This window comes from Ktedonobacterales bacterium (assembly GCA_036557285.1).
In the GTDB taxonomy this organism is placed as follows: Bacteria; Chloroflexota; Ktedonobacteria; order Ktedonobacterales; family DATBGS01; genus DATBHW01.
In genome coordinates this window covers 1-21,125 of record DATBHW010000074.1, presented here as the reverse complement: position 1 = coordinate 21,125, position 21,125 = coordinate 1, and the positions used below count along the sequence as shown (strand labels likewise).

Below are 21,125 nucleotides of genomic sequence, written 5' to 3'. Positions count from 1 at the left end.
CCGAATTTTCTCTACTGTGTTGTTTTGCTGGCAGGATGTGCGAATGCCGCAGGTGTAGCGCCGCCGTCCCGGCGGCCAAACGCTGGCACGTGGAAACGCTGAAAGGGCAGCCCTGGTCGCCAGTGAGGCGTTCAGCCGCCGGGACGGCGGCGCTCCGCTCGGTCCGGTGCGGCTTTCCGCCAGCGAAGCTACAAGCCAGGAGCATTGACCAAGACGGTCTAGAAAATTCGGGATGACCCATGTAGCTACTATGTTTTTATCTGGTTGGTGAGTGCTGCTCTTCTTCGTGCAATCGCTCAAGCACCCACATGCGGATAAGGGTTGACTTCTTTACGCCCCGCTCTTTTGCGTAACGCTCAAGCTCCCGGTTGACTTTTGCATCAAAACGGACCTGCACATTCTCCGAGAGGCCATGTGTGACACGAACCTTCACGGGCTGAAACTCGCCTTCATATTCTGTCGCGCCGGTATCGTGGGTATCCCACCATTCTGCCTCTTCTTCAAGGCTTTGAAATGTAGGAATCACGCTTTTCCGCCTGCCTTGTTCGATCTGCTGTTCGCTCATGATTGTGTCTTTGCTTCCCATTTCCTTATCTCGACCTCTCTCATGGAGAGATTGTACTGATTTTCAGTACAAAAGTCAATCGGCGGCTTCTAGCCTGTTCAGGCGACAGAAAACAAGGTGTCTCGCTGGCCCCTATGATATACTTTGGCAAGGAGAGCCGCGCGATGTTGGTATTGTCGCAGCGGCCAGCCAGGAGGCTTTGCATCAGGCGCGGCCTAAAAGCCTGGATGATGCGCTGGCCTGGCTCACCGCCCGACTGAACGGCCCGCGCCGCGCGAAGCAGCCGGGCGAAGCATTGTAGAAAGAAGCGAGAGTACGTATGGCGAATGAAGCTGATCTGCCAGCGGCTTCGCTGGCTGAGGCGCATATTCTCTTCGAGGGCTATGCCAGCCAGCGCGTCGCGTCTACGGTTGGGTTTGTGCGCGATGGGGACGCGCGCGTGATTATTGATCCGGGGATGACGCCTTCGCCCCGTGTCATACTCGATCCGCTGGCGGCGCTGGGCGTGACACCGGAATCAATTACCGATGTGGTCTTTTCGCATCATCACCCCGATCACACGCTCAACGCCGCGTTGTTTCCCAATGCCCGTTTTCACGACCACTGGGCCATCTATAAAGATGACATTTGGGAGAGCCGCCCGGCGGAGGGCTTTCTGCTCTCCCCTTCGATTCGGTTGATCGAGACGCCCGGCCATTCGCCCCAGGATATTACGACGCTGGTAGGGACCAGCACGGGCATCTTCGCGTTTACCCATCTCTGGTGGCACGCGCGCGGGCCTGCCGAAGACCCACGCGCTACTGATCTGGCCGCTTTGCACCGGGGGCGCGAGCGGGTGCTGCAACTGGCAACCATTATTGTTCCTGGGCATGGCAGCCCGTTTACACCTGGCCCGGAGACGCCCCGCTGAGGAAAAGAAGGCAGCAGCCGCGCCTGGGAAAGCGAGAACGCGATGCACGAACGCTATATTGAAACTGCTGATAGTCTGGATACCCTGGCCCATCGCGCGGCGCGCCGTTTTTATGAAGCGACTGAGCGGGCCATTGCTGACCCCCAGCGTGGGCGCTTCCTGGTGGCGCTTTCTGGCGGCTCGACGCCGCGCGCGCTGCATGAGGCGCTGGTGGCGCATTACCGCGATCTGATCCCCTGGGAGCGGGTGCAGGTCTTCTGGAGCGATGAACGCTGTGTGCCGCCGGACGACCCGCAGAGCAACTATCGCATGGCCCGCGAAACTTTGCTGGAGCATGTGCCGCTGCCAGCGGCGAATATTCACCGCATGCCCGGCGAGCGCGACGACTATGAGGCCGCTGCCGCCGATTACGAGGCGGAGATGCGTCAGGTCTTTGGCATGCCGCCCGATGTGCTGCTGCGCTTTGATCTGATCTTGCTGGGCATGGGGCCGGATGGACACACCGCCTCGCTCTTTCCCGGCACAGCGGCGCTGGATGAAACGAGCAGGCTGGTGGCGGCCAACTGGGTACCCCAGCAGCATATGGAGCGCCTGACCTTCACGTATCCGCTCATCAACAACGCGCGGCAGGTGATGTTCCTGGCGGCGGGCGCGGAAAAGGCCGAGGCGCTGCGCGATGTGCTGAGCGGCCAGGCGCTCATCGAGGATCGCCCCGCTGTGGGCGTGCGCCCGGTGGATGGCGAGGTCTGCTGGATGGTGGACCGCGAGGCGATACGCCTGGTAGACGAGGATGGCGGGACGACTTGATGGTTCAGCATCTTTCGGGTGAAGTTTGGCTCGCGCCAGTTGCAGTGGGTCAACCGCGTTTCGGGCGTGGTCATGCTGGCCTTTGGCGTGCTGGCGTTCGTGAGTTTGCCTGGCGGCTAGCGCCAGCAAAAATCGCGCGGCGTCTTATGGAGACAAGACGCCGCGCGAAAGGGAACTACCAACAGATCAGGCATGAGCGACAGCGGCCTTGCGGCCAGGAGCGGAGATGAAGAAGACGGCCAGCGAGGCGACGGCGATGGCCGTATGCAGCAGGTTGTCGGCCAGGTTGACGGGAATCAACCCCAGCACTGTGGTCGTCTGGATGAAGCCGACGACTGTCACCAGCGCGTAGACGGCGCCAAAGACCAGGGCGTACCAGCGGGCATACTGCCCACCAACGAGAAAGCCAGCCGCCAGGCCAACGATGCCGCTGAGCAGATGGATGACGTTGTGCATCGAGTTAATGGCAAAGATGCCCAGGAGATTGCCGCCGGGCGCGAGGGCGTCTATAAAGCCCAAAATCCCTACGAGTGTTAGAACGATGCCAAGAACCTGCGCGTACAATTTTGCGATGTTTGTCATGGGGAAACTACCCTTTCTGAGCGGCTGAGCCGCGTTGTTGGCCGGTATGCGCTCACACATACCTGGCAGATACCAAACAGGACAGATAATCGCTGGCGCTGTATCGCTAGCCGGAGTGAGACATCTGTTAACTCCAGCGGACGCCCACAGGGAACGAAGCCCGGGTGGTTGACTGGCCGGGTGCGGAAATCGTGACCACGAGCCGCCAGTCTCCGGCCATAGCAAAGACGGGATGGATGAGATACTGCCCTGCGCCTTGCGCCAGCCCCTCAACATCCGGCGCATGCATGGGCATGCTGGTCATTTCCAGCGCCACATGCAGCCTCGCGCCGGTGATCGGATGGCCCGCGTGATCTTGCAGGCGCACCAGGACGTTGTTTGGCCCACGCGCGGTCAGTTGGCCGGATTCCAACCGAAGCGTCAGGGTATAGGGACCAGCCACCATCTGCTGCTGCGCTACGGTGGGCGCTGGCGGAACGAGCCAGGCCCCCAGCCCTAGATGGCCCCAGGCCAGCAGCAGCAGGCAGAGCAAGCCCGCCGCCAGGATGCCCCCGCGAGCCAGTCTGTCAACGCGCGCGTGTGGCGGCGGGTGATGCGAAGCGATTTTTTCTGAAAGTTGCAGACTCACGGTTCGTCTCCTCTAGATTGGTCACTCTAAAAGAGCAATACACGCGCTGCTGGTATACGGATGATAAAAGGCTCTGGAAGACCTGGGTGCTGGTGCGTGAACGCAAGCAGCAGGAGGGCTGGGAGTCTTGAGGGATGCGGGGTTGGGCCACTGCTTGCGGCCCTTGAGGATGAGGATCGGAGCGTGCGAGCCACCAGGCGGGGGGCGCTGGGCAGGCTGAGATCGGGCGCGGTTACGGCGGTGGCTGAGCGTCCTTGTCCTGCCGCGCCTCGGCAGTCAGGCGTCTGACTTCCTGCAAGCGCCGACGTATCCCCAGCACGATCAGCAAGACGATGCCCAGGCTGCCCAGGATGAAGATGAGGAGCATGCGTATATTCGCGCTGCTGTCTGCTGCCCGGTTGCTATGTGGGTCGCCGCTTGCTCCGATGGTTTGCGAGGAATCGGGTGTTGCCGATGGGAAGCCTGCTGTGGGGCTGGTCGTTGGTGAGGCTTGTCCGGTTGCCGTGGGCGTGGGGGTGCCTGCGGCGGGCTGCGCTGCTGCGCCGGAGTTGGGGTTCACGGCCAGCGATGCGGTGTTGACGACCTCAAAATCGGAGCCGGGAATCTTTGCCAACTGCGCCAGATCATCGTTGTTCCAGCGGCTATCGGGCGCGCCGGAGATATACCAGTTGCTGCCGTTATCGGCAACCATCATCCCATAGCGTTTGAGGGCGGTCAGGATAACGCGGTTCTGAGCCGAGAACGAGGCGATATTGACGCTGGCTTTGAGTCGCAGCCGCGTGCCCATCGGCGGGTAGTTCGCGCCGATTAGCGATGACGCCTGATGGCGCGCGGGCCAGACGAAGGTGTCCTGAGTATGCTGCACCGTGAAGCGCAGGGCGTGGCTGATGACTCCGCTTGCCACTTCGTCATAGCGCGCCAGCCCCGGCAGGATGGGTAGGCCGGCTGCATCTGCGGAGGTCCAGGAGCGCGGGCGCAGCGCGTTCGAGTTCAGGCTCCAAACGGCTCCGCTTCCGGCTTTCCAGCTTCCATCGCTCTGTGGATAGCTGGCGTACATCTCGTAGAGCTTGCACGCGCCGCTCTGGACGACCAGCACATGGCGGTCGCCGCTGCTGCTTGCGCCGCCTTCGATGGGGGCGTTGGCCGGGATGGGGTAGGGGCCAGGGTCGCTTTCGCCTGCATAGTCAAAGCTGACCTTCACGCCAGGCTGGCTGTTCGGCACGACGATATAGGGGATGCCAATCGTCTGCCCCTGATACAGGCCCGCCCCAAAATCGGGGTGGAGATGGCCGCTGAGGCCGATGCTGGCGATGATGTTTGCCGAGTTGGCGGCGACAGGCAGCGCGGAGATGTCGCGGTTCCAGATGTTGTTGGCGGGAAAAAGCGGGCAGCCTCCAATGCTGGCAGAGGAGGCTGGCTGCGCGTGGCTGATGTGGCCGCTGATTCCGCTGAGGCTCAACGAAACCAGGGCCAATGCCAGCGCAAGTATAATGCTGGCCGCTTGAGCAAAGAATCGAATACCCATCAGGCACATTATATACCTGAGAGCAAGAGGCCGTCAAAACCCGCGGGTGCAGGAGTTCCACCACCTATCGGGGTTGCCACTTGTAGCGCCGCCCCCTTCGGGAAGGGCTTCGCCAGAGCCGCTTGACCGCCCCTTTGGGGAGCGGCCCTTGCAGGAACTGGGCCTGCGGCCTGGGCTGCTTGCCTCGGCTGTTGCCCCGCACGCTCGCTCCCGTTGGTCGCTCGCGCGTCCCTTCCTAACGTCAGTTCGGGATAAGCCAACACAGGAGGTCCATCCTGTAGACGGGCCTCCTTGGTCGTGCGTCAGTCTTGTAACCATTTCGGTAAGTCTGCCTGGAAGAGTTCAAACGCATCATCCTGTGGAATGTAGTCCAAGAGTTCCCGTGTGGCCGTCAGATCCAGCCGCTTGAAGCGGTTGTTCGAAATACCATGCACGATGGCAAACAGCACGTTGGGGGTTTCGATGCAACGCACAAGGAGGTGATTCAGATCCCGCGCACTCACATACCCACTCAGATGGCGCCGATTGGGCGCCTGGCGCAACCAATTGGAATCGTCTGCTTGCACATCATAAGAGCCGATGCGAATGGCGATACTGGAGAGTCCCTCCGCATGAGCGAAGTAGGAGGCGACAACTTCTCCAAAACATTTGCTAACTCCATACATATTCATGGGTCGCAGCGGGGAGTCTAGCTGCGCCTGGACATCGGAGGGATAACCCGCTATGACCTGGGCACTGCTGGCAAAGATGACGCGTTGACAGCCCTGGTCTTTTGCTGCTCGAAAGATGTTGTAGGTGCCCTGGATGTTGTTGCGCAGGAGGGCAGGGTAGAACTGGGCGTCAGGATTCGTGGTGGCCGCTAAATGCACCACGACCTCTACCTCTTGACAAGCTCGCTGACAAGCCTCGAGATCAGCTACATCGAGCGAACACACCTCATGACCATCACTCGCCGATCCGGCTAAAGTGGTGGTAACCTGATCAGCTAAGCGGAAGATGTAGTGGGCAGCGGTCGCCCGAAAAAAGGCCGAGCCGATCCCTCCTGCCGCCCCAGTGAGCAAAATACGTGTTTTCGCCATGCGTCGTCCTCTCTCTTCTCGGAGACACGTTCCATACCCCATAGGCGAAGGAGGACGACACTCCGAATCCATGTTCACCAGTCGCAGTATCGGGATTTCAAAGCCTTCTATACGCAGCACGTTCTGCTCCACCTGCGTGAGAACTTTCCTGGCCTGCCGCTTGACTCCGGCCAATGTGGATGATCGCCGCTCACCCCCATTCGCAAGAGCATGAAACCGCGTCTGGTCCGGCTCAACGACAAGCTCTTATTAAAGGGTATTTTAAAACCTCTTGGCGCTGTGAGCCAGATGCCCGTGACGGGTTACCGGACCTGACACACTATCTGTCCTTCGGGCTGAGGAGTTCTTCAGTCCCTGCTTGACTCAGGTGATGGCTGCCCCTGTGGTTCCAGGTGGTGGGCTGGGTCTTCGGGAGGTCGTTCTGGTTGGCGCAGCCAGAGCGAGATGTGGGCGGGCTGCATGGTCTCCTGGACGACGGCCACCAGGTGTGCACATATGTGCTGTAAATCGACTTCGTTGCGTAGCGTCGCGCTGAGGGCAGCGAGCGTCTTCGCCGCATCGTACTTCTTGCGATAGAAGCGCCGGTCAATCACGCGCTGCAGGCGAGAGCGCACGGGCCGGAACAGCGCGGCGATCAGCAGCGTCGAGATGACCAGCGCAATAGGTTGGTTGGCTGTGTCGGTGATGGCGCCCGCCAGGCTTTCCAGGCCAAGAATCAAGCCCACATAGAGCACGCCCAGCAGCGTCGAAAGCCCGCCATAGACCAGCGCTTTGTTGATGAGCGTGTCAATATCCCACAAGCGGTAGCGCAACAAGGCGATGCCAATGCCCAGCGCAATGGGCAGATACCCCAGGACCAACGTGATCGGTCCCGCGAGTTGATACGGAGAGGCGGCATCGTTGAGGGCAGGCACGAGGAGCGGAAGCAGGCTGAAGCACGCCACCAGCAGTAACGCCAGGGTAAATCCGAAGGCCAGCCACTTGATTTGCTGCCGCTGGATGGGAGAGGCCACAGCCCGATAGCGATAGACCTGCGTACCCACCATGCTGCCATACACGATCACCGTTTCCAGGGTACTCAGCAGCAGCGGCCAGTGGTCAAAGTTATAGGGATAGGGCAAGACGTAGAAGCCAAATTGGAGGACAAAGAGGAAGGCGAGCAGCCAGGACCAGCGTGGGACAAAGTGTCCATCAGGAAACGTGAAAAAGAGGATGCCCTGGGCAGGCCATTGGAGAAAGAAGAACAGCAGCGCCACCACCGCCAGCGGGGAATTCATGCCGGGACCGGTCAGATGGCTGCCGTCGAGGCCGAAGGAGCCGTAGGTAATCAAGAAGAGCGACACAAACAGGCCCATCGGCTCCCGCGATTTGTGCCAGAAGAGCAGTGCCCCCAGGAGGATGAGCAGCGCGGTCGAGGCGACATCCAACGTTACCCCATAGCTGGCGTAGCCTGCCAGCGACAAGCCGCTCTGCTGGAGCGCGGCCAACTGCGCTGGAGCCAGTTGCAACACGCCACAACTCACGCCTGTGGGATCAGAACACACCGTCTGGAGTTGGGCAGCGAAGGCAGGAAGGCCAGGAATCAGCACCGCCAGATCGATCAACGCCACCAGGCCCCACACGCTGCGCGCCAGCGCAAGCCAGGCGCCCTGAAGGCGAGTAGCAGGAGGATGGCTGACGGCTACTGCCGAGGCCGCTGACTGGCTCATCGTTCGCCTCCTTCCTGAGTGAGACAAGTCCCCGCTTCTCGTCCCAGGATACCATACCTCCGTCTCGCAAGCGTTACGAAGCGCGTTACGAAAGTCCATCGCCAGCTTCGGGACACAGGCATCATTGCTTATTGTCATCAACCGAAAGTCGCCCTCGCTCCAGGTCACACCTGAAGCTTTGGCCCTGGCGGGCCACTAATTAGCCCGAACTGACGTTTCCTAGTGGCTCAACGCTGGCCTGCTGGTGTGTTGGCCCGCAGGGCAAACGCTCGCCCTGGCGAAGCGTTGGCCGCCTGGAAGGCGGCGCTACAGGTGGCAGGCGCAGCGGGCGTGTTCTATTTCAGTGGGTCACGTCGCGTTTGCGCAGCGCCCAATAGCTCAGGCCGGCGAGCAAGACACAGTAGAGGAGCGAAACGAGCAAGCCCTGACCGGGGTTGATGACGCTCGCGGTAAGATCGCCCCCGCCTCCGCTGCTGGTTCCGCCGCCCAGATCAAGAGGCGATTGGTTGACGCCGCTCAGCAGCCCGCTGATATTCGGCCCCAGAAAGAAGTCTGGCATAGCCTCAAGTACGTCGCCAAAGGACGTGCGAATCAAAGCCCCGGCAATCAGGGCGACGATGGGCAGGGCGATAATCTCGAACAGCACGTAGCCTAATGATCCGGCGATGCCTGCGGCAGTCGAACGGCCCAGGGTTGCCAGCAGCAGGGCAATCAACGAGTAGGCAAAGAGTTGCAGGGAGATGACCAGCCAGAATCCCAGGATTTGCAGCAGGCCATCGGCAGGAATAGCCGGAATAGAGCCGCCCAGCAGCGGGCCAATTGTGAAGCCTGCCAGCGAGCCAATGATGAGCATGAATCCGACGACAGCCAGCGCCAGGATGGCGAGCGCCGCTACCTGCCCGGCGAGCAACTGCGCCCGGCTGACCCCGCGCGAGAGCGCCAGGCGTTGGGTGCCAAAGCTGTACTCATTGCCGATGAGCGCGCCTGCCAGGATGCACAACAGGATGACGCCCATAAAGCCGGTATAGCTGCCCACTATGATAAGAATGGCGGGGAACGTCAAAAGCTGGAAGTCGGCGTTCTGCGAGCTTTGCTGCTGCTGCGGCGGCACGCTGTTTGGGTCGCAGGGCGGCGCGACGCTGCCAGGGCCGGTATTGCCCGGCTGGCCGGTGGCAACGACGGTTGGGCAGGGGGGTGATACAGTCGTGGTAGTGACGGTGCTCTCAGCAGCATATGCCAGGAGGACCACAGCCAGTACCGGCAGGAAGCCGCCCAGCAAAATGGCAAGTAGAATCTTGCTCATCAGTCGGCGGCGCGCGATCTTCAGGTTCCAGCTCGTCAAGCGCCAGGTGTGGCTGAGCCAGTTGCTGCTGGCCTGGGGCGTGGCGACGCTGCTTTCATGGGATATGCCTGGCGTCATGCAATGCTCTCCTTATTCTTGTGGCGCTGCTGGCCGGGTGTATGCCTGGGGAAATGGAAGCGCAGGCGCTGGCTGGCCTGGAGCCGCTGGCTGCTCGGTGGTAAGCGCCAGGAAGAACTGCTCCAGGCTGGCTTCACGTCGGCGCACTTCGGCGGCATACACGGCCTGCGCCCCCAGTATGGCGTTGACTTCTGCGGCGCGTTCTATCGGCGCATCGGCCAACAGCAGCCAGCCGCCAGGCGGAACCCACGCGCCGGGTTCGGGCTGAATGTAGCGAACGCCGCGCAGCCAGGGCGTTTCTGGCGTTCCGGCCCGTTCGTGCAAGATGCTGGCCGCCTTTGGCAGCAGGTCCGGTTGATTGAACCCAAGCTGGATGCCGCCCTGCGCGGCCAGAAGCTGCGCGACTTCGCCCTGTGTCACCAGGACGCCCCGGTTGAGGATGGCGACGCGCGTGCAGACCTGCTGGACCTCGTAGAGCAGATGGCTGGAGAGCAAGACGGTGATGCCGTGCTGGGCAAGCTGGCCGATGAGCGCGCGCACTTCCACCATACCGGCGGGGTCCAGGCCGTTGGTGGGTTCGTCCAGAATAATCAATTCTGGACGGGTCAGCAGAGCCGCCGCGATGCCCAGGCGCTGCTTCATGCCCAGCGAGTAGCGTTTATAGGCGTCTCTGGCGCGGGGGGCCAGCCCAACCTGGATCAGCACTTCGTCAATGCGGGCGTTGGTGGCGGGGCTGGCGGGCAGCCCTGCGAAAGTGGCGACCCCTTGCAGGTTTTCCCGCCCATTCAGATAGGGATAGAAGGCGGGCTGCTCGACGATAGCGCCGATGCGTTGCAGCGCGGCGCGGCGCAGCGCGTCATCCACCATGTAGTCGCCAAAGAGGCTGATCTGCCCATCGGTGGGCCAGATGAGTCCCAGAATCATACGCAGGGTGGTCGTCTTGCCGGAACCGTTTGGCCCCAGCAGACCAAAGACATCCCCCTGGTGGACCTCCAGATGGAGATCGTGGACGGCAGTGAGCCTGCCAAAGCGTTTGGTGAGCCGCTCGGTGCGCAAGACCACCGGACGGGCAGGCGCTCCTGCTGGCTGGGCTGCCTGTGGCACAGATGCAACGTCCATGCGGGATGATACGCTCCCTTCTCTATGGGTTCGCTCAGAGACGCCGAACTCAGCAGCGCCAGAGGCCATTATAGCATGTTCCTGAGTTCTACCAAAAATGAGGTTTTGGCAAGCGCGGCGTGTTACTTGTAGCGCCGCCACCCCTTCGGGAAGGGCCGCTTGCGGAAACCCAGTTTCCGCACTCTCGCTCCCGTTGGTCGCTCGCGCGTCCCTCCAGGCGGCTCAACGCTGGCCTGCTGGTCCGGTGGCCTGGAGGGCGAGCGTTCGCCCTGGCGCAGCGTTGGCCGCCAAGATGGCGGCGCTACAAGTGGCAACTCCCAATAGGTAGAGGAACCATGTTTCTGAGTAGCATAAGCGATTCTGGACGACATACGGTACAATATGAGTATTCTGTCTACCTTCTTGCGTAAAGGAGCCGCTCCATGCAGCCATCCCGCGCATCTTCTGGTGTCCTCTCTCCTGAACCAGCCGCCCCAGTGGCAGGCGGCAGCGCGTCAACGGTGGTTGGCGCGGCGATGGCGATGAGCGCGGCGATCATGTGGGGGACGAACGGGGTCATTTCGCGCTTCCTCTTTGAGAAGGGTATTACGCCGCTGACGCTGGTGGAGGCGCGCTCGATTATCGCGGCGCTGGGCATGGGCGCGCTGCTGCTCTGCGTGGGGCGATCTAAGTTTCGGCTGCATCGGCGCGATCTGCCGCTGCTGCTGCTCTTTGGGCTGGCGCTGGCGGTAGTCACGTATGCGTATTTTCTGTCGGTGCAGTTTTTGCCGGTAGCCGTCGCGGTGATGATTCAGTATACCGGGCCAACGCTGATCGCGCTCTATACGGCGCTGACGCTGCGCCGCATGCCGCCAGCGCGCATCTGGGCGGCGCTGGGCCTGACGCTGGGCGGCATCGCCTTGCTGGCGGGCCTGGCCGATCTGCTCGGCGGTTCGTCGGCCAGAGGGGTGACGCTGCTGGGGGTGCTGATTGCGTTCGCGTCGGCGGTCATCATGGCCTTTTATATGCTGGTTGGCGAGCGGTTGGGCAAGCGCCTGCAACCACAGACCAGCGTCTTCTATGGCTTTACGATGGCGGCGCTGCTCTGGTTGATCTTGCAACCGCCCTGGCGCTTCCAGGCGACGGCCCTCGCGCCGGACGCGCTGCCGCTGGTCCTGGCGGTGGGCGTCGTGGGTACGCTCATCCCTTTTGGCATCTTCCTGGCGGCGATCAATCGCCTGGATGCGACGCGCGCCGCCATCCTGGCGACGCTGGAGCCAGTGACGGCGGCGCTGATTAGCTGGGTCTGGCTGGGCGAGCATCTGGACGCCTGGCAGTTGGCGGGCGGGCTGCTCGTGCTGGTGGGCGTGACGCTTGTGCAGTTGAAAAGGTGAGCAGGCGCTGGCCGCCAGGGACGGCGGCGGTACAGGCGCTGGCCGCCTGGAAGGCGGCGCTACAAGTGGCCGTCTGCGCCAGCTTCGTCGTAGATGATCGTCACGCTGCCAGGAGTTCCCTCCAGGGTGTAGGCCAGCCCTTGCTTCACATGACAATGGAAAGGGAAGTACGCGCCTGTCGGCGGATGGTGGAAGATCGCCAGCGATGGCGCGTCGGCTGCCAGGCCATCGTAGAGCGTGAGGGTGAACGCGCCGCCGGTATTGACCACGACCCAGCCCAGCAGCGTGCCAAACACCCTTTCCCCTCTGCCGCCAAACATTGGCCCAAAGACGGCGCTGGGAGGTGCGCCATTGCCCACGGCTGTTTTCTCCGGCTGCGCCGCGTCAATATGCCAGGGTCGGTAGTGGCGGATCAGGCCAGCCTGCGTCAAGAGCGACGGTACAGCAGGGAGCGAGGGCTGTCCGGCTACGAACGAAAATGCCGAGGGGCCGCTCCATGAGACCTGCGGCCCTGCTTCGGGGCGCGGCGAGGCGCCGAGATCGCTCGCAGGCTGGGGCAGCCCCAGCACGCGATAGGTCTCCTGGCGTACCTTCCAGAGATTGACGCCCAGGCTTTCCAGCACTCCGGCGGCAATGCCTTCGCCCTCGCGCACCAGGCCCAGCAGCAGATGTTCGGGGGCAACGTGTTCCTGCTGCATCAGTCTGGCCTCATCAAGCGCCAGTTCAAGGACTTTTTTGCCGCGCGGCGTCAGGCCGATCTCCCCCAGCACAATGCGATCACCACGCCCGATGATGAACTCCACCGCGCTGCGTACCTTCTCAAGTTCCACGCCCAGGTTTGCCAGCGCCGTCGTGGCGACGCTTGCTTCCAGCCGGACCAGGCCCAGCAGCAGATGCTCGGTGCCAATGAAGTTGTGGTTGAAGCGCTGGGCTTCTTCCCGCGCGAATGCCAGCGCCTTTCTGGCTTCCGGCGTCAGACGGTCAAACAATTCAGACTCTTTCATGGCTAGCCTCCTCCTGATCAGACGGCCAAAGCCGCTCACTCCGCAGGAATATCACTGTAAACGACGGTCACGCTGCCGGGCGCGCCGGTCAGCGTATAGGCCAGCCCCTGCCCCAACAGGCAGTGGAAGGGGAAGTACGCGCCGGTTGGAGGATCGGTGATGACCGCGACTTTGGGCGCGTCGGCTGCCATGCCCTGATAGAGCGTCAGGGTAAACTGACCGCCAGTGTTGACCGTCACCCAGCCCAGCAGCGTTGCAATGCCGATCTGCTGCGCCTTCTTGCCAATGGCGGTCTTGTCGGACGCTTCGCCGGTGATGTGGTGAGGTTGATAGGAGAGAAGATGATGTTGCTGCCTGCCTGATGGGGCATGCGCGCCGCCAAGGGCCGGTCCCTGGCTGGCTGCATGGGCGGCGCCGGCCTGGCTGAGTATCAGGATGGTGTGGGTGCGTACCTTTTCCAGATTGACGCCCAGGCTCTCCAGCACCTCGGCGGCAATCCCTTCGCCCTGCCGGACCAGCCCCAGCAGCAGGTGTTCGGTCCCAATGTACTGATGGTTCAGGCGGCGGGCTTCATCAATCGCCAGTTCGATGACCTTCTTGGCACTCGGGGTCAGGCCAATTTCTCCCAGGACAATGCGATCCCCCCGGCCAATCCGAAACTCGACGGCGCTCCTGGCTTTGTCCAGGTCTACGCCCAGATGCTTCAGCGCCATCGCGCCCACGCCCTGGCCCTCGCGGACGAGGCCAAGGAGCAAATGCTCGGTGCCAATGAAGTTGTGGTTGAAGCGTTGGGCTTCTTCCTGGGCCAGACTCAGAACTGTCCTGGATCGCTCGGTAAACTTGTCAAAGCGATTACGGTCATTCACTGCTCACCTCCGTGTCAGGCTGGCGTGTTACGCCTGATGGTCTGCGCGTTCCAACAATTCGATCAATTCAATACGGCTGCCCTCTTCCTATCACAATCGGGCAGGCGTGGTGGGCCGCGCGCCCAGGGAGAAGCACGCCGCCACCAGCGCCAGCAGCCCGGCAGGCGCGATGAAGGGGCCAATGCTGAGAGCGCCCAGGACGACAAAAATCAGGATGATGATCGTCGAAACCCACAGCCATGCGCGCCAGTCGGGCTTTCCGCTGAGGCTGTGCGCCACGGCGCTGATGGCAACCACTATCAGGCACACGACCAGGACGCTCAGAAAGAACCTGGCCTCTGACGAGAGACCTGACTGCGCCAGGCTGATTCTCCCATGCACGTCGGGGCCGCGAGTGCAGACTCCATCAGACGTGCAGGTGTCGCTGCCGCTGGTGTAACTCGCCAATGGGGCAAAGAGCGCGTAACCCAGGGCCAGCAAACCAACGAGGCAGGCTGCCAGCCCGCTCAACAGTTCTATCCATTGCAAGCCGCCGATGCCTCTACGCATATGTTCCTCCGTGTGGGGCGGGGTCGTTCGTTGTCCAAAAAGCGGGCGAGGTGTACGAAAATCGGCGCGTTGTTCTGCTACAATGAGCGTAGCCCTTTTAGGGCAAAGCGTCAAGAGGTCGTTTCGTACCGGTTCTACCAAAAAGCGGCGGCCTGTGTACCGCCGCCGTCCCTTCGGGAAGGGCCGCTTGCCTCGGCTATGCCTCGTCGAGCGAGAGGTCCTCGCTCCCGTTGGTCGCTCGCGCGTCCCTCCCGGCGGCCACCGCTGCGCCAGGGCGAGCGTTCGCCCGCCAGGCCAGCGGACCAGCAGGCCAACGTTGGCCGCCGAGACGGCGGCGCTACCAGCGGCAACCCCCGATCATTGGTGGAACCTTTCGTACCGCCGCCGTCCCGGCGGCTCAACGCTGCGCCAGGATGGACATTACCTCTCAAAGCGAGCGTTCGCTCAGGCGGATGGTTGGCCGCCGAGACGGCGGCGGTACACAGGCCCCCGCTGAAATGCGGGATGAATCCTATCTGAAGTGTTACAAGAAAAGGTTGCTGCGATGCAAATTACGTTTACACTGATGGATGAGGCGGATGCTCGCGCCATCGGCGCATGGCGCTATGAAGGCGAATACGCGGTCTATAACGGGGCAAATAACGATGAGGCGCTCTCGGAGATGCTGGACCGCCACAGCCCCTATTACGCGGCGCGCGATGAGCGCGGCGCGCTGGTGGGCTACTTCTGCTTCGGAACCTCCGCTGCGATTACGGGCAGCGCGGAGCCGGGCATCTATAGTGAAGATCGGAGCATCCTGATTGGCCTGGCTCTGCGCCCTGATCTGACAGGCAAAGGGCTGGGTCTGGCCTTTGTCAACGCGGGCCTGGCTTTTGGCGCAGAACACTTTGCCCCCACCGCTTTTCGCCTGTTTGTGATGACCTTCAACCAGCGCGCCATTCGCGTCTACGAGCGCGCGGGCTTTCAGCATGTGGGCGTGGTGATGCAGCACAGCCCGCATGGGGATCGCCCTTTTCTGGAGATGCGCCGCGCTGGCTAGTTTGCCTGACTTCTCTCTGGCAAGATACATGCAATGAACAGCATAAACATAAGATGGATAAGGCCATAACCGTACAGCCTCACGGTTGATGAGGCAGGCTCTTGACGGCGCTGCGTTGGCTTGAAGAGGGAGAGGGCGTGATGGCAACCCGGATTCTGGTCATTAACGATACCCAGGAAATCCTGGAACTCTTTGATGAACTCCTGAGAGAAGAAGGCTACGATGTGGTGCTGTATTCCCAGGCCATACAGGATATGAGGGAGGTTGAACGGCTCCAGCCTGATCTGATTATCATTGATTACATCTTTGGTGTGGAAAAGGTCGGCTGGCAGATGGTGCAGAAGCTGCGTATGCGGCGCTCCACCGCAAAAATCCCGCTGATTGTCTGTACGGCTGCGGTCAGGGAGATCCGCGAGATCGAGGGCTTCTTGCATATGAAGGCCATTAGCCTGGTACCGAAGCCCTTCGATATTGAGGATTTGCTGGAGGCGATACGAACGTCGCTGCGCGTTGCTGGCGACACAGCCGCTCTCACTGATCAGCCGCAGGTGGAAGAACAGCCCTCCTGCTGAAAGCCAGCCAGCGCGGCTGGCGTTTATTTCGCGCCGATCAGGAGCGTAGCGGCGAATTCCAGGTGCCAGAGCAGCAGGCCGAGGGCCACCAGGCTGATGAGGATATGCAGACGACGCCAGACCCGCGTCAGTTGCAAATAGAATTGCTCGCGGCCCAGCGCGCGCTGGATAGCTTTCGCCTGACGCGCCAGCGCGCCGGTACTCTGTCGTCGGGCGGGCGGCTGCTGAGGGCGGTGGAAGGCGAGCGGGCCGGAAAGCTGCGTCAGGTCGAGAATGGGGCCGGTATCGCTGCGCACGCCCTGGTGGAGCAAGCTGGGAATCTCCTCAATTTCGGGATCAAGGTCGTAGTAGGCCAGATCCCAGGGTGCGCCGCGCATCCCTTCCTCCTGGAGCGCCTGACGGCGGGCGAGGGCGTCATGGGCGATGGCCTCCAGTTCCGCCTCTAAATCGTCCAGGCGTTCTTCGCCTGTGGCGCTCAATGATCGCAGCGCCGCCCTGGCCGCCAGGCGTGGGCTGAAGCGGTCCAGCACGCGCCCGATCACGCCGCTCACGACAACGCCAATCAGCCCATAGAGCGCGTAGGTACCAGTGCGCGGGTTGAAGTTGCCCGCCGCGTGCATCAAGATCAGGACCAGCCCCAGCAGCCCTCCGGCCATGTGCCAGGCCAGGAAAGTGTGTAGACGACCAGGGAGTCTTTTCCCCAGCCGCTTGCGCAGCGCGTAGCCCGCGCCAACCAGCAGCAGCAGCGCCGTCCCCCCGATAGCAAAGCCATAGCCGTACATGCTGTCGGGCGCGACATCCTTCGTCTGCAAGTACATCGTATAGGCGTAGGCCAGGCCAACGCCCGCAGCCGCCGCAAACCACGCGGCGGCCCACTGCGCCCGCGAAAGGCGCAAGCTCAGCCAGGGATACCGGGGAGGCTCAGTATGGCTCTTCGTCGTACCAGCCCCGCGCCGCCCAGGTCTGGGGGCTGTCGCCCTCCCAGTCCTCCGCTTCGATGTAGTCCTCTTCCTCGCATGTGTCGCCATAGAAATCCTCTGAGGCGTCTTGCGCCTCGCTGGTGGAGTTGGCGCAGATCAAGCGTATCTTTAGCCACATCATCATGGAATCGCGGTGCAGACCCACCGGACAGACGGGTACGCACGCGCCGCATTGATAGCAACTCTGGGCAAAGCGCATCACCTGTGACGAAATGGGGCCGTCCAGTGTCTGGCGGTTGAGTGCTTCAATGGTGATAGGCGCTTCCAGCGCCGGACAGGCGGCAAGGCACAGGTTGCAGCGAATGCAGGCGGCCAATTCATCGGCCACCTGGGAAGCAGGCCGTGGCATTGGCATTCTCCTCAACTAAACATGGGCTGAAGCTGGCGTCGGCTTCTGGAAGGGCGCGCCAGGGGAGACATGGCGGCAGACTGGCCGCTGCGCAGCGCGTGGAGCCGCTGTCTGGTGAAGAAGGAGCGCACATCAAAACCCTCAAGTAATAGCTGGCGCTTGATCTCGTTCATATCAATCTGCTCATCAATCAGCCGCTTGATGGCGAGGCCACCGGGCTGACGTTCGCCAAGCGCGAGATAGCCAATCAGCCGATTGTCCCGCACCACCAGCCGCCGGTAGAATCGGGATGAGCCTCTGGAGAGGACTTCGTTGTCGCGGTGATCGCGCTCGGAGAGCATCGGCGCGCCCGCCGCCAATACGCCCAACTCGCCAAGCTGGGTGGCATGCCAGAAACATCCCAGCACCCCGGCCTCTGCGCCCTCTGGAATGCTCGCGCCGGTCAGGGCGGCTGCCGCCAGCCGTCCCTGCTGGAACGCCGAGTACCATTGGGCGCGGGGGGCATGGCGCCCGGTCTGCGGATCGAAGACGGCGGCGACATCGCCCGCTGCAAAGACATCCGACACAGCGGTTTTCAGACGCCCGTTCACCTTCAATCCATGCCGGGTGGAAAGCGAAACGCCTGTGCCTTCCGCCAGTTCGGCAGCGGGCGCGGTCCCTGTGCAGACGGCGACGACCTGGCAGGGGATGAACTCCTCTTCTTTGGTCATGACGCCCACCACCGAGCCGATGCGCCCGATGATGCCCGCCACTTCAGTCTCCAGGCGCACATCCACGCCCAGGCGCTGGATGTGCCGAATCAGCATATCCGAGGCGACTTCATCGAGCATCTGCGCCATGAACGTTTCTCCGCGAATCAACCAGGTCACGCGCACCTTCCAGTGGCGCAGCAGCATGGCCGTTTCGGCGGCGTGATAGCCGCCGCCAATGACAACCACCGATGCTACTTCGGGCAGGCGACGGCGCAGGTCCAGATAATCCTCCAGGTTATGGAGGCTCAGCACGCCATCGAAATCGCGGCCAGGGCAGGTCGTAGGCAGGCCAGCGGGCTGCGATCCGGTTGCCAGGAGCAGCCGCCCGTATTTGATGGTTTGCCCATCGGCCAGGTGGACCTGCCGGGCCACCGTATCAAGTTTTGTGGCGCGCTGGTTCACGATGCCAATGCCCGATTGACGCTCCATCCCTGGTGGGTAGGCCAGAAGCTGTTCTACTGCAAGCTGCCCGGCCCCAAACTGCTTGAGGGCCGGGGTATTGATCGTTGGATGGTTTTGCTCGGTGACAATGAGAATATCGGCGTCGGGCGCGTAGCGGCGCGCTTCTACGGAGGCGGTCAGTCCGGCGATGCCGTTGCCGATCACCAGAACGTCGGCGTAACCTGCCCGCAGCGCCCGCTGGGCCTCTGGCCCGAAGGCGCGTCCGGCGGGGGCTGGCTGGCGGCGCTCTTCCAGGGCCGGAAGCTTGAAAGTGCTCAAGTGTTGGAAGCGTGCCGAGGGCGCAGCCCGACTGTTCTGTCTCAATGATGAACGCTTGTTTGCCAACAGGCGACCCCTTCTTTCCACGCGCCTCCCCGTCTAATCCGCATCCCATGCCAGGAGTGTCCCATGTCGGTTTTGATAGAGAATATCTGTGGCGGCATGCTCGTGCAGATGGCGGCGCAGATGGTCAAGCGAGATAGGCGCGCCAGGGGCAACCCGAAACCAGAGCGGGCTGTTGTACCCTGGCGCCTTGACGGCAAAGGTTCCGTTATTCTCTACAGCTACAATGACCCCCTGTACGTGCGCCAGATTGGCGGTGAGGGCTGGCTTCATGGCTCGCAGCGCCAGGCTCCCCCCAAACGTTCCGACGCCAATCAAAGCCAGCGACACCACCCAGGCTGCGAATCGTGGATAGCGTGCGAACAAGCGTATCCCTCACTTTCCTGGGCAGTTGATGATGATCTGGTTGGTGTTGGCGTCGTAAGACACCTGGCAGGTCATGGTAATCGTGGTCGTGCCAGCGCAGTTCTGGACGGTGACGCCGTTGATAACACAGGTCGGGGTGGCGCCCTGGCCGCCGTTGCCGCCGCCATCCCCGCCGCCGTTGCCACCGCCGCCGTCCCCGCCACCATTCCCGCCGCCATTGCCGCCATCTCCATTACCATTCAGGTTGATGGTGGCGCTGATGGTCACGCCGTTGCCATCCATCTCAGTGGTGATGGGGCTTTGCACGTTCAGCAGGCCATCGCAGTTCAGGTTGTCGGGGCCGAAGGAAGCGTTGAATCGCTGCGCCAGGAACGTGAACAGGTTGTTGGCCGCGCCAGGGTCGGGCGAGGGGCGATTGATGGTAAGCTGCATATCCGCTTGCAGGCGCGCGGGCGCGATGTTCAACATATTCTGGCAGTAGGTTTTGGTGTTGGCCTGTCGCGGACTTCTGGCTGGAACCTGATCGACACCCAGGCGATAGAGGTTGGTCTTTACCAGATTCTCTTTGTTGTTCACCAGGGTCATCGGGTCGCCCAGCGGAGTCAGCGCGACGGGCGCCTGTTGGAACATCGCCGCCTGCAACTCGTTGAGCGGAAGCGCCGGAACCATGTTCCCCTTGTCAGCCAGATCGGGGGCCATCCAGGGCGTGCAGCCCAGCGCGCTATCGAGGGCCACCGAGAGCAGCCCTTCGTCGCTGCCGTTGCTCTGCCTCTGCGCGTCTGGCAGGTTCGCCTTGTTGGCGGCGGTATCCTGAGCGACTCGCCCATCCTGGGTGATCAGATAGGCCGTGAGGACGTTATCGCTCTGGTCCTGATCAACCACCGAGAAATCGCGGGTGGTGGGACAAGGCAGGCCATCTTTGCCCATGCCCAGCGCGGGTATGTTGATTTTCCCGGCGCGAATCAGTCTGTTGGCGACCAGGAAGAACAGGGGCGCGTTGCAGTAGGAATACTGGCCGAACACAGAACGGCCCAGCCCATTGACGCAGTTGGCCCCTGCCCCGCCCTTCAGGCGCAGCGTGTCGCCATTGGAGCCGAACCAGAGCGCCACAACGGCGTTGCGGGGCAGCTTCGGAACAACCGGCGCGGCTGCTGGCTGCGATCCCTGGTCAATGACCAGCGGGTTATAAATGGAGATTTGCCCGGTAGCCGGGTCCAGTACCGCGCCCTGTACGAAGGCCGATTGGTCGGGGTTGCTTTCGCTGCAAAGCCCCTGGTTGGGGTTGGTGGCTATCAACTGAAAAGGAGAAGCCAGCCCTTGCGCGCTGAGGGGATGGGATGGCAAAATTAACGTACAATCCGGGTTGGGGTCAGCGGCGTGTGTCACCAGGTGGCTCCCCAGGGCGACACCCCCGATTGCCGCGCTCACCAGCAGGACCAGCAGCACTGCTGATACGCTGGTTTTGTTGATAAAGCCTTTCCTCCGCCTCTGCTCTGTTTGCCCGGCCAGGTCTGATCGCTGCGATCTTTTCACTCTGGACGGCCCTGTCTCAGATAGACGCATCGGGCGTTCTCCTCTCTGTTCGCGGGCCAAGCCGCTGCGGTTGAGAATCCTTTACACGTTTCTTGAATTCTCCACCGAATCTCCTCAGTACGAATGCAAGGGTAGCACGAGGGGTACGCCGTGTACAGGAAAGCCCGTCCATTTTAGGACCAAAGTACCAGCGGGGCGCTTGTTTTTCTGCCTGTATGTTACTGCCGGGGAAGTCATTCGTTTCAACGGGATCAAAACGATGATGATGCGGGGAGCGTGCGTATGGAGGAAGGGCGCCCGCTGCATTGCCGCGCTGTGGATAAGACTAGCGTACCTTCCTGTGAGCCTCGGCGTCAACTTTTTAGGAGTTTTGGGAGGGTGCTATGCGCCCGTCCGGGCAGGGGTACGGAGGCTGGCGCCTGAAGGGCTATCGCCCGCCAACATGAGTCATCCCTAATTTTCTCTGCTGTGTTGTTTTGCTGGCAGGATGTGCGAATGCCGCCTGTGTAGCGCCGCCGGGACGGCGGCCAAACGCTGGCACGTGGAAACGCTGAACGTGCAGCCCTGGTCGCCGGTGAGGCGTTCAGCCGCCGGGACGGCGGCGCTCCGCTCGGT

General features: G+C 62.0%; 22 protein-coding genes. 6 read left to right on the top strand and 16 right to left on the bottom strand.

Annotated elements, in window-relative coordinates; translation table 11 throughout:
• Positions 1 to 256 precede the first annotated feature (256 nt).
• Positions 257 to 565, bottom strand: coding sequence for a CopG family antitoxin (locus VH599_20360; protein ID HEY7350675.1), 309 nt, complete (start codon positions 563 to 565; stop codon positions 257 to 259).
• Positions 566 to 884: 319 nt separating this feature from the next.
• Here VH599_20360 and VH599_20355 point away from each other — a divergent pair, with 319 nt between their 5' ends.
• Positions 885 to 1,475 carry an MBL fold metallo-hydrolase gene (locus VH599_20355; GenBank protein HEY7350674.1) on the top strand — a complete coding sequence of 197 codons (591 nt, stop codon included), beginning with the start codon at positions 885 to 887 and terminating at the stop codon, positions 1,473 to 1,475.
• A 42-nt stretch (positions 1,476 to 1,517) separates the two neighbouring features.
• Positions 1,518 to 2,282, top strand: coding sequence for a 6-phosphogluconolactonase (gene pgl, locus VH599_20350; GenBank protein HEY7350673.1), 765 nt, complete (start codon positions 1,518 to 1,520; stop codon positions 2,280 to 2,282).
• A gap of 186 nt (positions 2,283 to 2,468) precedes the next feature.
• Here pgl and VH599_20345 read toward each other — a convergent pair whose 3' ends face one another.
• From VH599_20345 to VH599_20315, 7 genes are all read right to left on the bottom strand, one after another.
• The gene (locus tag VH599_20345; GenBank protein HEY7350672.1) at positions 2,469 to 2,864 is read right to left on the bottom strand and encodes a DUF4383 domain-containing protein; all 396 of its coding nucleotides are present in this window, start codon (positions 2,862 to 2,864) and stop codon (positions 2,469 to 2,471) included.
• Between the two features lie 127 nt (positions 2,865 to 2,991).
• Positions 2,992 to 3,492 carry a FixH family protein gene (locus tag VH599_20340; protein HEY7350671.1) on the bottom strand — a complete coding sequence of 167 codons (501 nt, stop codon included), beginning with the start codon at positions 3,490 to 3,492 and terminating at the stop codon, positions 2,992 to 2,994.
• A 232-nt stretch (positions 3,493 to 3,724) separates the two neighbouring features.
• A complete protein-coding gene (locus tag VH599_20335; protein ID HEY7350670.1) occupies positions 3,725 to 5,017 on the bottom strand; it encodes a hypothetical protein in 1,293 nt (430 codons plus the stop codon).
• Between the two features lie 302 nt (positions 5,018 to 5,319).
• Positions 5,320 to 6,096: an NAD(P)-dependent oxidoreductase gene (locus VH599_20330; protein HEY7350669.1), complete on the bottom strand. Its 777-nt coding sequence runs from the start codon at positions 6,094 to 6,096 to the stop codon at positions 5,320 to 5,322.
• Between the two features lie 347 nt (positions 6,097 to 6,443).
• Positions 6,444 to 7,805 carry a hypothetical protein gene (locus tag VH599_20325; protein HEY7350668.1) on the bottom strand — a complete coding sequence of 454 codons (1,362 nt, stop codon included), beginning with the start codon at positions 7,803 to 7,805 and terminating at the stop codon, positions 6,444 to 6,446.
• A gap of 340 nt (positions 7,806 to 8,145) precedes the next feature.
• Positions 8,146 to 9,225 (bottom strand): ABC transporter permease subunit, encoded by a 1,080-nt coding sequence (locus VH599_20320; protein ID HEY7350667.1) that lies wholly within the window; start codon positions 9,223 to 9,225, stop codon positions 8,146 to 8,148.
• Between the two features lie 12 nt (positions 9,226 to 9,237).
• Positions 9,238 to 10,344, bottom strand: coding sequence for an ABC transporter ATP-binding protein (locus VH599_20315; protein HEY7350666.1), 1,107 nt, complete (start codon positions 10,342 to 10,344; stop codon positions 9,238 to 9,240).
• Between the two features lie 422 nt (positions 10,345 to 10,766).
• Here VH599_20315 and VH599_20310 point away from each other — a divergent pair, with 422 nt between their 5' ends.
• On the top strand, positions 10,767 to 11,717 hold the full coding sequence (locus tag VH599_20310) for an EamA family transporter (protein ID HEY7350665.1): 951 nt from the start codon (positions 10,767 to 10,769) through the stop codon (positions 11,715 to 11,717).
• 59 nt (positions 11,718 to 11,776) lie between these two features.
• On the opposite strand, the gene VH599_20305 is transcribed toward VH599_20310, so the two are convergent.
• From VH599_20305 to VH599_20295, 3 genes are all read right to left on the bottom strand, one after another.
• Complete coding sequence (locus tag VH599_20305) at positions 11,777 to 12,721, bottom strand: Clp protease N-terminal domain-containing protein (protein ID HEY7350664.1); 945 nt, start codon at positions 12,719 to 12,721, stop codon at positions 11,777 to 11,779.
• Between the two features lie 35 nt (positions 12,722 to 12,756).
• Positions 12,757 to 13,587 carry a Clp protease N-terminal domain-containing protein gene (locus tag VH599_20300; protein HEY7350663.1) on the bottom strand — a complete coding sequence of 277 codons (831 nt, stop codon included), beginning with the start codon at positions 13,585 to 13,587 and terminating at the stop codon, positions 12,757 to 12,759.
• 90 nt (positions 13,588 to 13,677) lie between these two features.
• Positions 13,678 to 14,136 (bottom strand): hypothetical protein, encoded by a 459-nt coding sequence (locus VH599_20295; protein HEY7350662.1) that lies wholly within the window; start codon positions 14,134 to 14,136, stop codon positions 13,678 to 13,680.
• A gap of 187 nt (positions 14,137 to 14,323) precedes the next feature.
• On the opposite strand from VH599_20295, the gene VH599_20290 reads away from it, so the two are divergent.
• From VH599_20290 to VH599_20280, 3 genes are all read left to right on the top strand, one after another.
• The gene (locus tag VH599_20290) at positions 14,324 to 14,632 is read left to right on the top strand and encodes a hypothetical protein (protein ID HEY7350661.1); all 309 of its coding nucleotides are present in this window, start codon (positions 14,324 to 14,326) and stop codon (positions 14,630 to 14,632) included.
• Positions 14,633 to 14,680: 48 nt separating this feature from the next.
• On the top strand, positions 14,681 to 15,175 hold the full coding sequence (locus tag VH599_20285; GenBank protein HEY7350660.1) for a GNAT family protein: 495 nt from the start codon (positions 14,681 to 14,683) through the stop codon (positions 15,173 to 15,175).
• A gap of 140 nt (positions 15,176 to 15,315) precedes the next feature.
• The gene (locus tag VH599_20280) at positions 15,316 to 15,747 is read left to right on the top strand and encodes a response regulator (protein ID HEY7350659.1); all 432 of its coding nucleotides are present in this window, start codon (positions 15,316 to 15,318) and stop codon (positions 15,745 to 15,747) included.
• A gap of 23 nt (positions 15,748 to 15,770) precedes the next feature.
• Here VH599_20280 and VH599_20275 read toward each other — a convergent pair whose 3' ends face one another.
• The 5 genes from VH599_20275 to VH599_20255 are packed head-to-tail and all read right to left on the bottom strand — an operon-like array spanning position 15,771 to position 20,540.
• Entirely contained in the window at positions 15,771 to 16,643 is an 873-nt protein-coding gene (locus tag VH599_20275) for a hypothetical protein (protein HEY7350658.1), read from the bottom strand.
• Between the two features lie 25 nt (positions 16,644 to 16,668).
• Positions 16,669 to 17,076: a 4Fe-4S dicluster domain-containing protein gene (locus VH599_20270; GenBank protein HEY7350657.1), complete on the bottom strand. Its 408-nt coding sequence runs from the start codon at positions 17,074 to 17,076 to the stop codon at positions 16,669 to 16,671.
• Between the two features lie 11 nt (positions 17,077 to 17,087).
• A complete protein-coding gene (locus tag VH599_20265; GenBank protein HEY7350656.1) occupies positions 17,088 to 18,614 on the bottom strand; it encodes an FAD-dependent oxidoreductase in 1,527 nt (508 codons plus the stop codon).
• Between the two features lie 33 nt (positions 18,615 to 18,647).
• Positions 18,648 to 18,977: a hypothetical protein gene (locus VH599_20260; protein HEY7350655.1), complete on the bottom strand. Its 330-nt coding sequence runs from the start codon at positions 18,975 to 18,977 to the stop codon at positions 18,648 to 18,650.
• Between the two features lie 9 nt (positions 18,978 to 18,986).
• On the bottom strand, positions 18,987 to 20,540 hold the full coding sequence (locus tag VH599_20255; protein HEY7350654.1) for a hypothetical protein: 1,554 nt from the start codon (positions 20,538 to 20,540) through the stop codon (positions 18,987 to 18,989).
• Positions 20,541 to 21,125 lie beyond the last annotated feature (585 nt).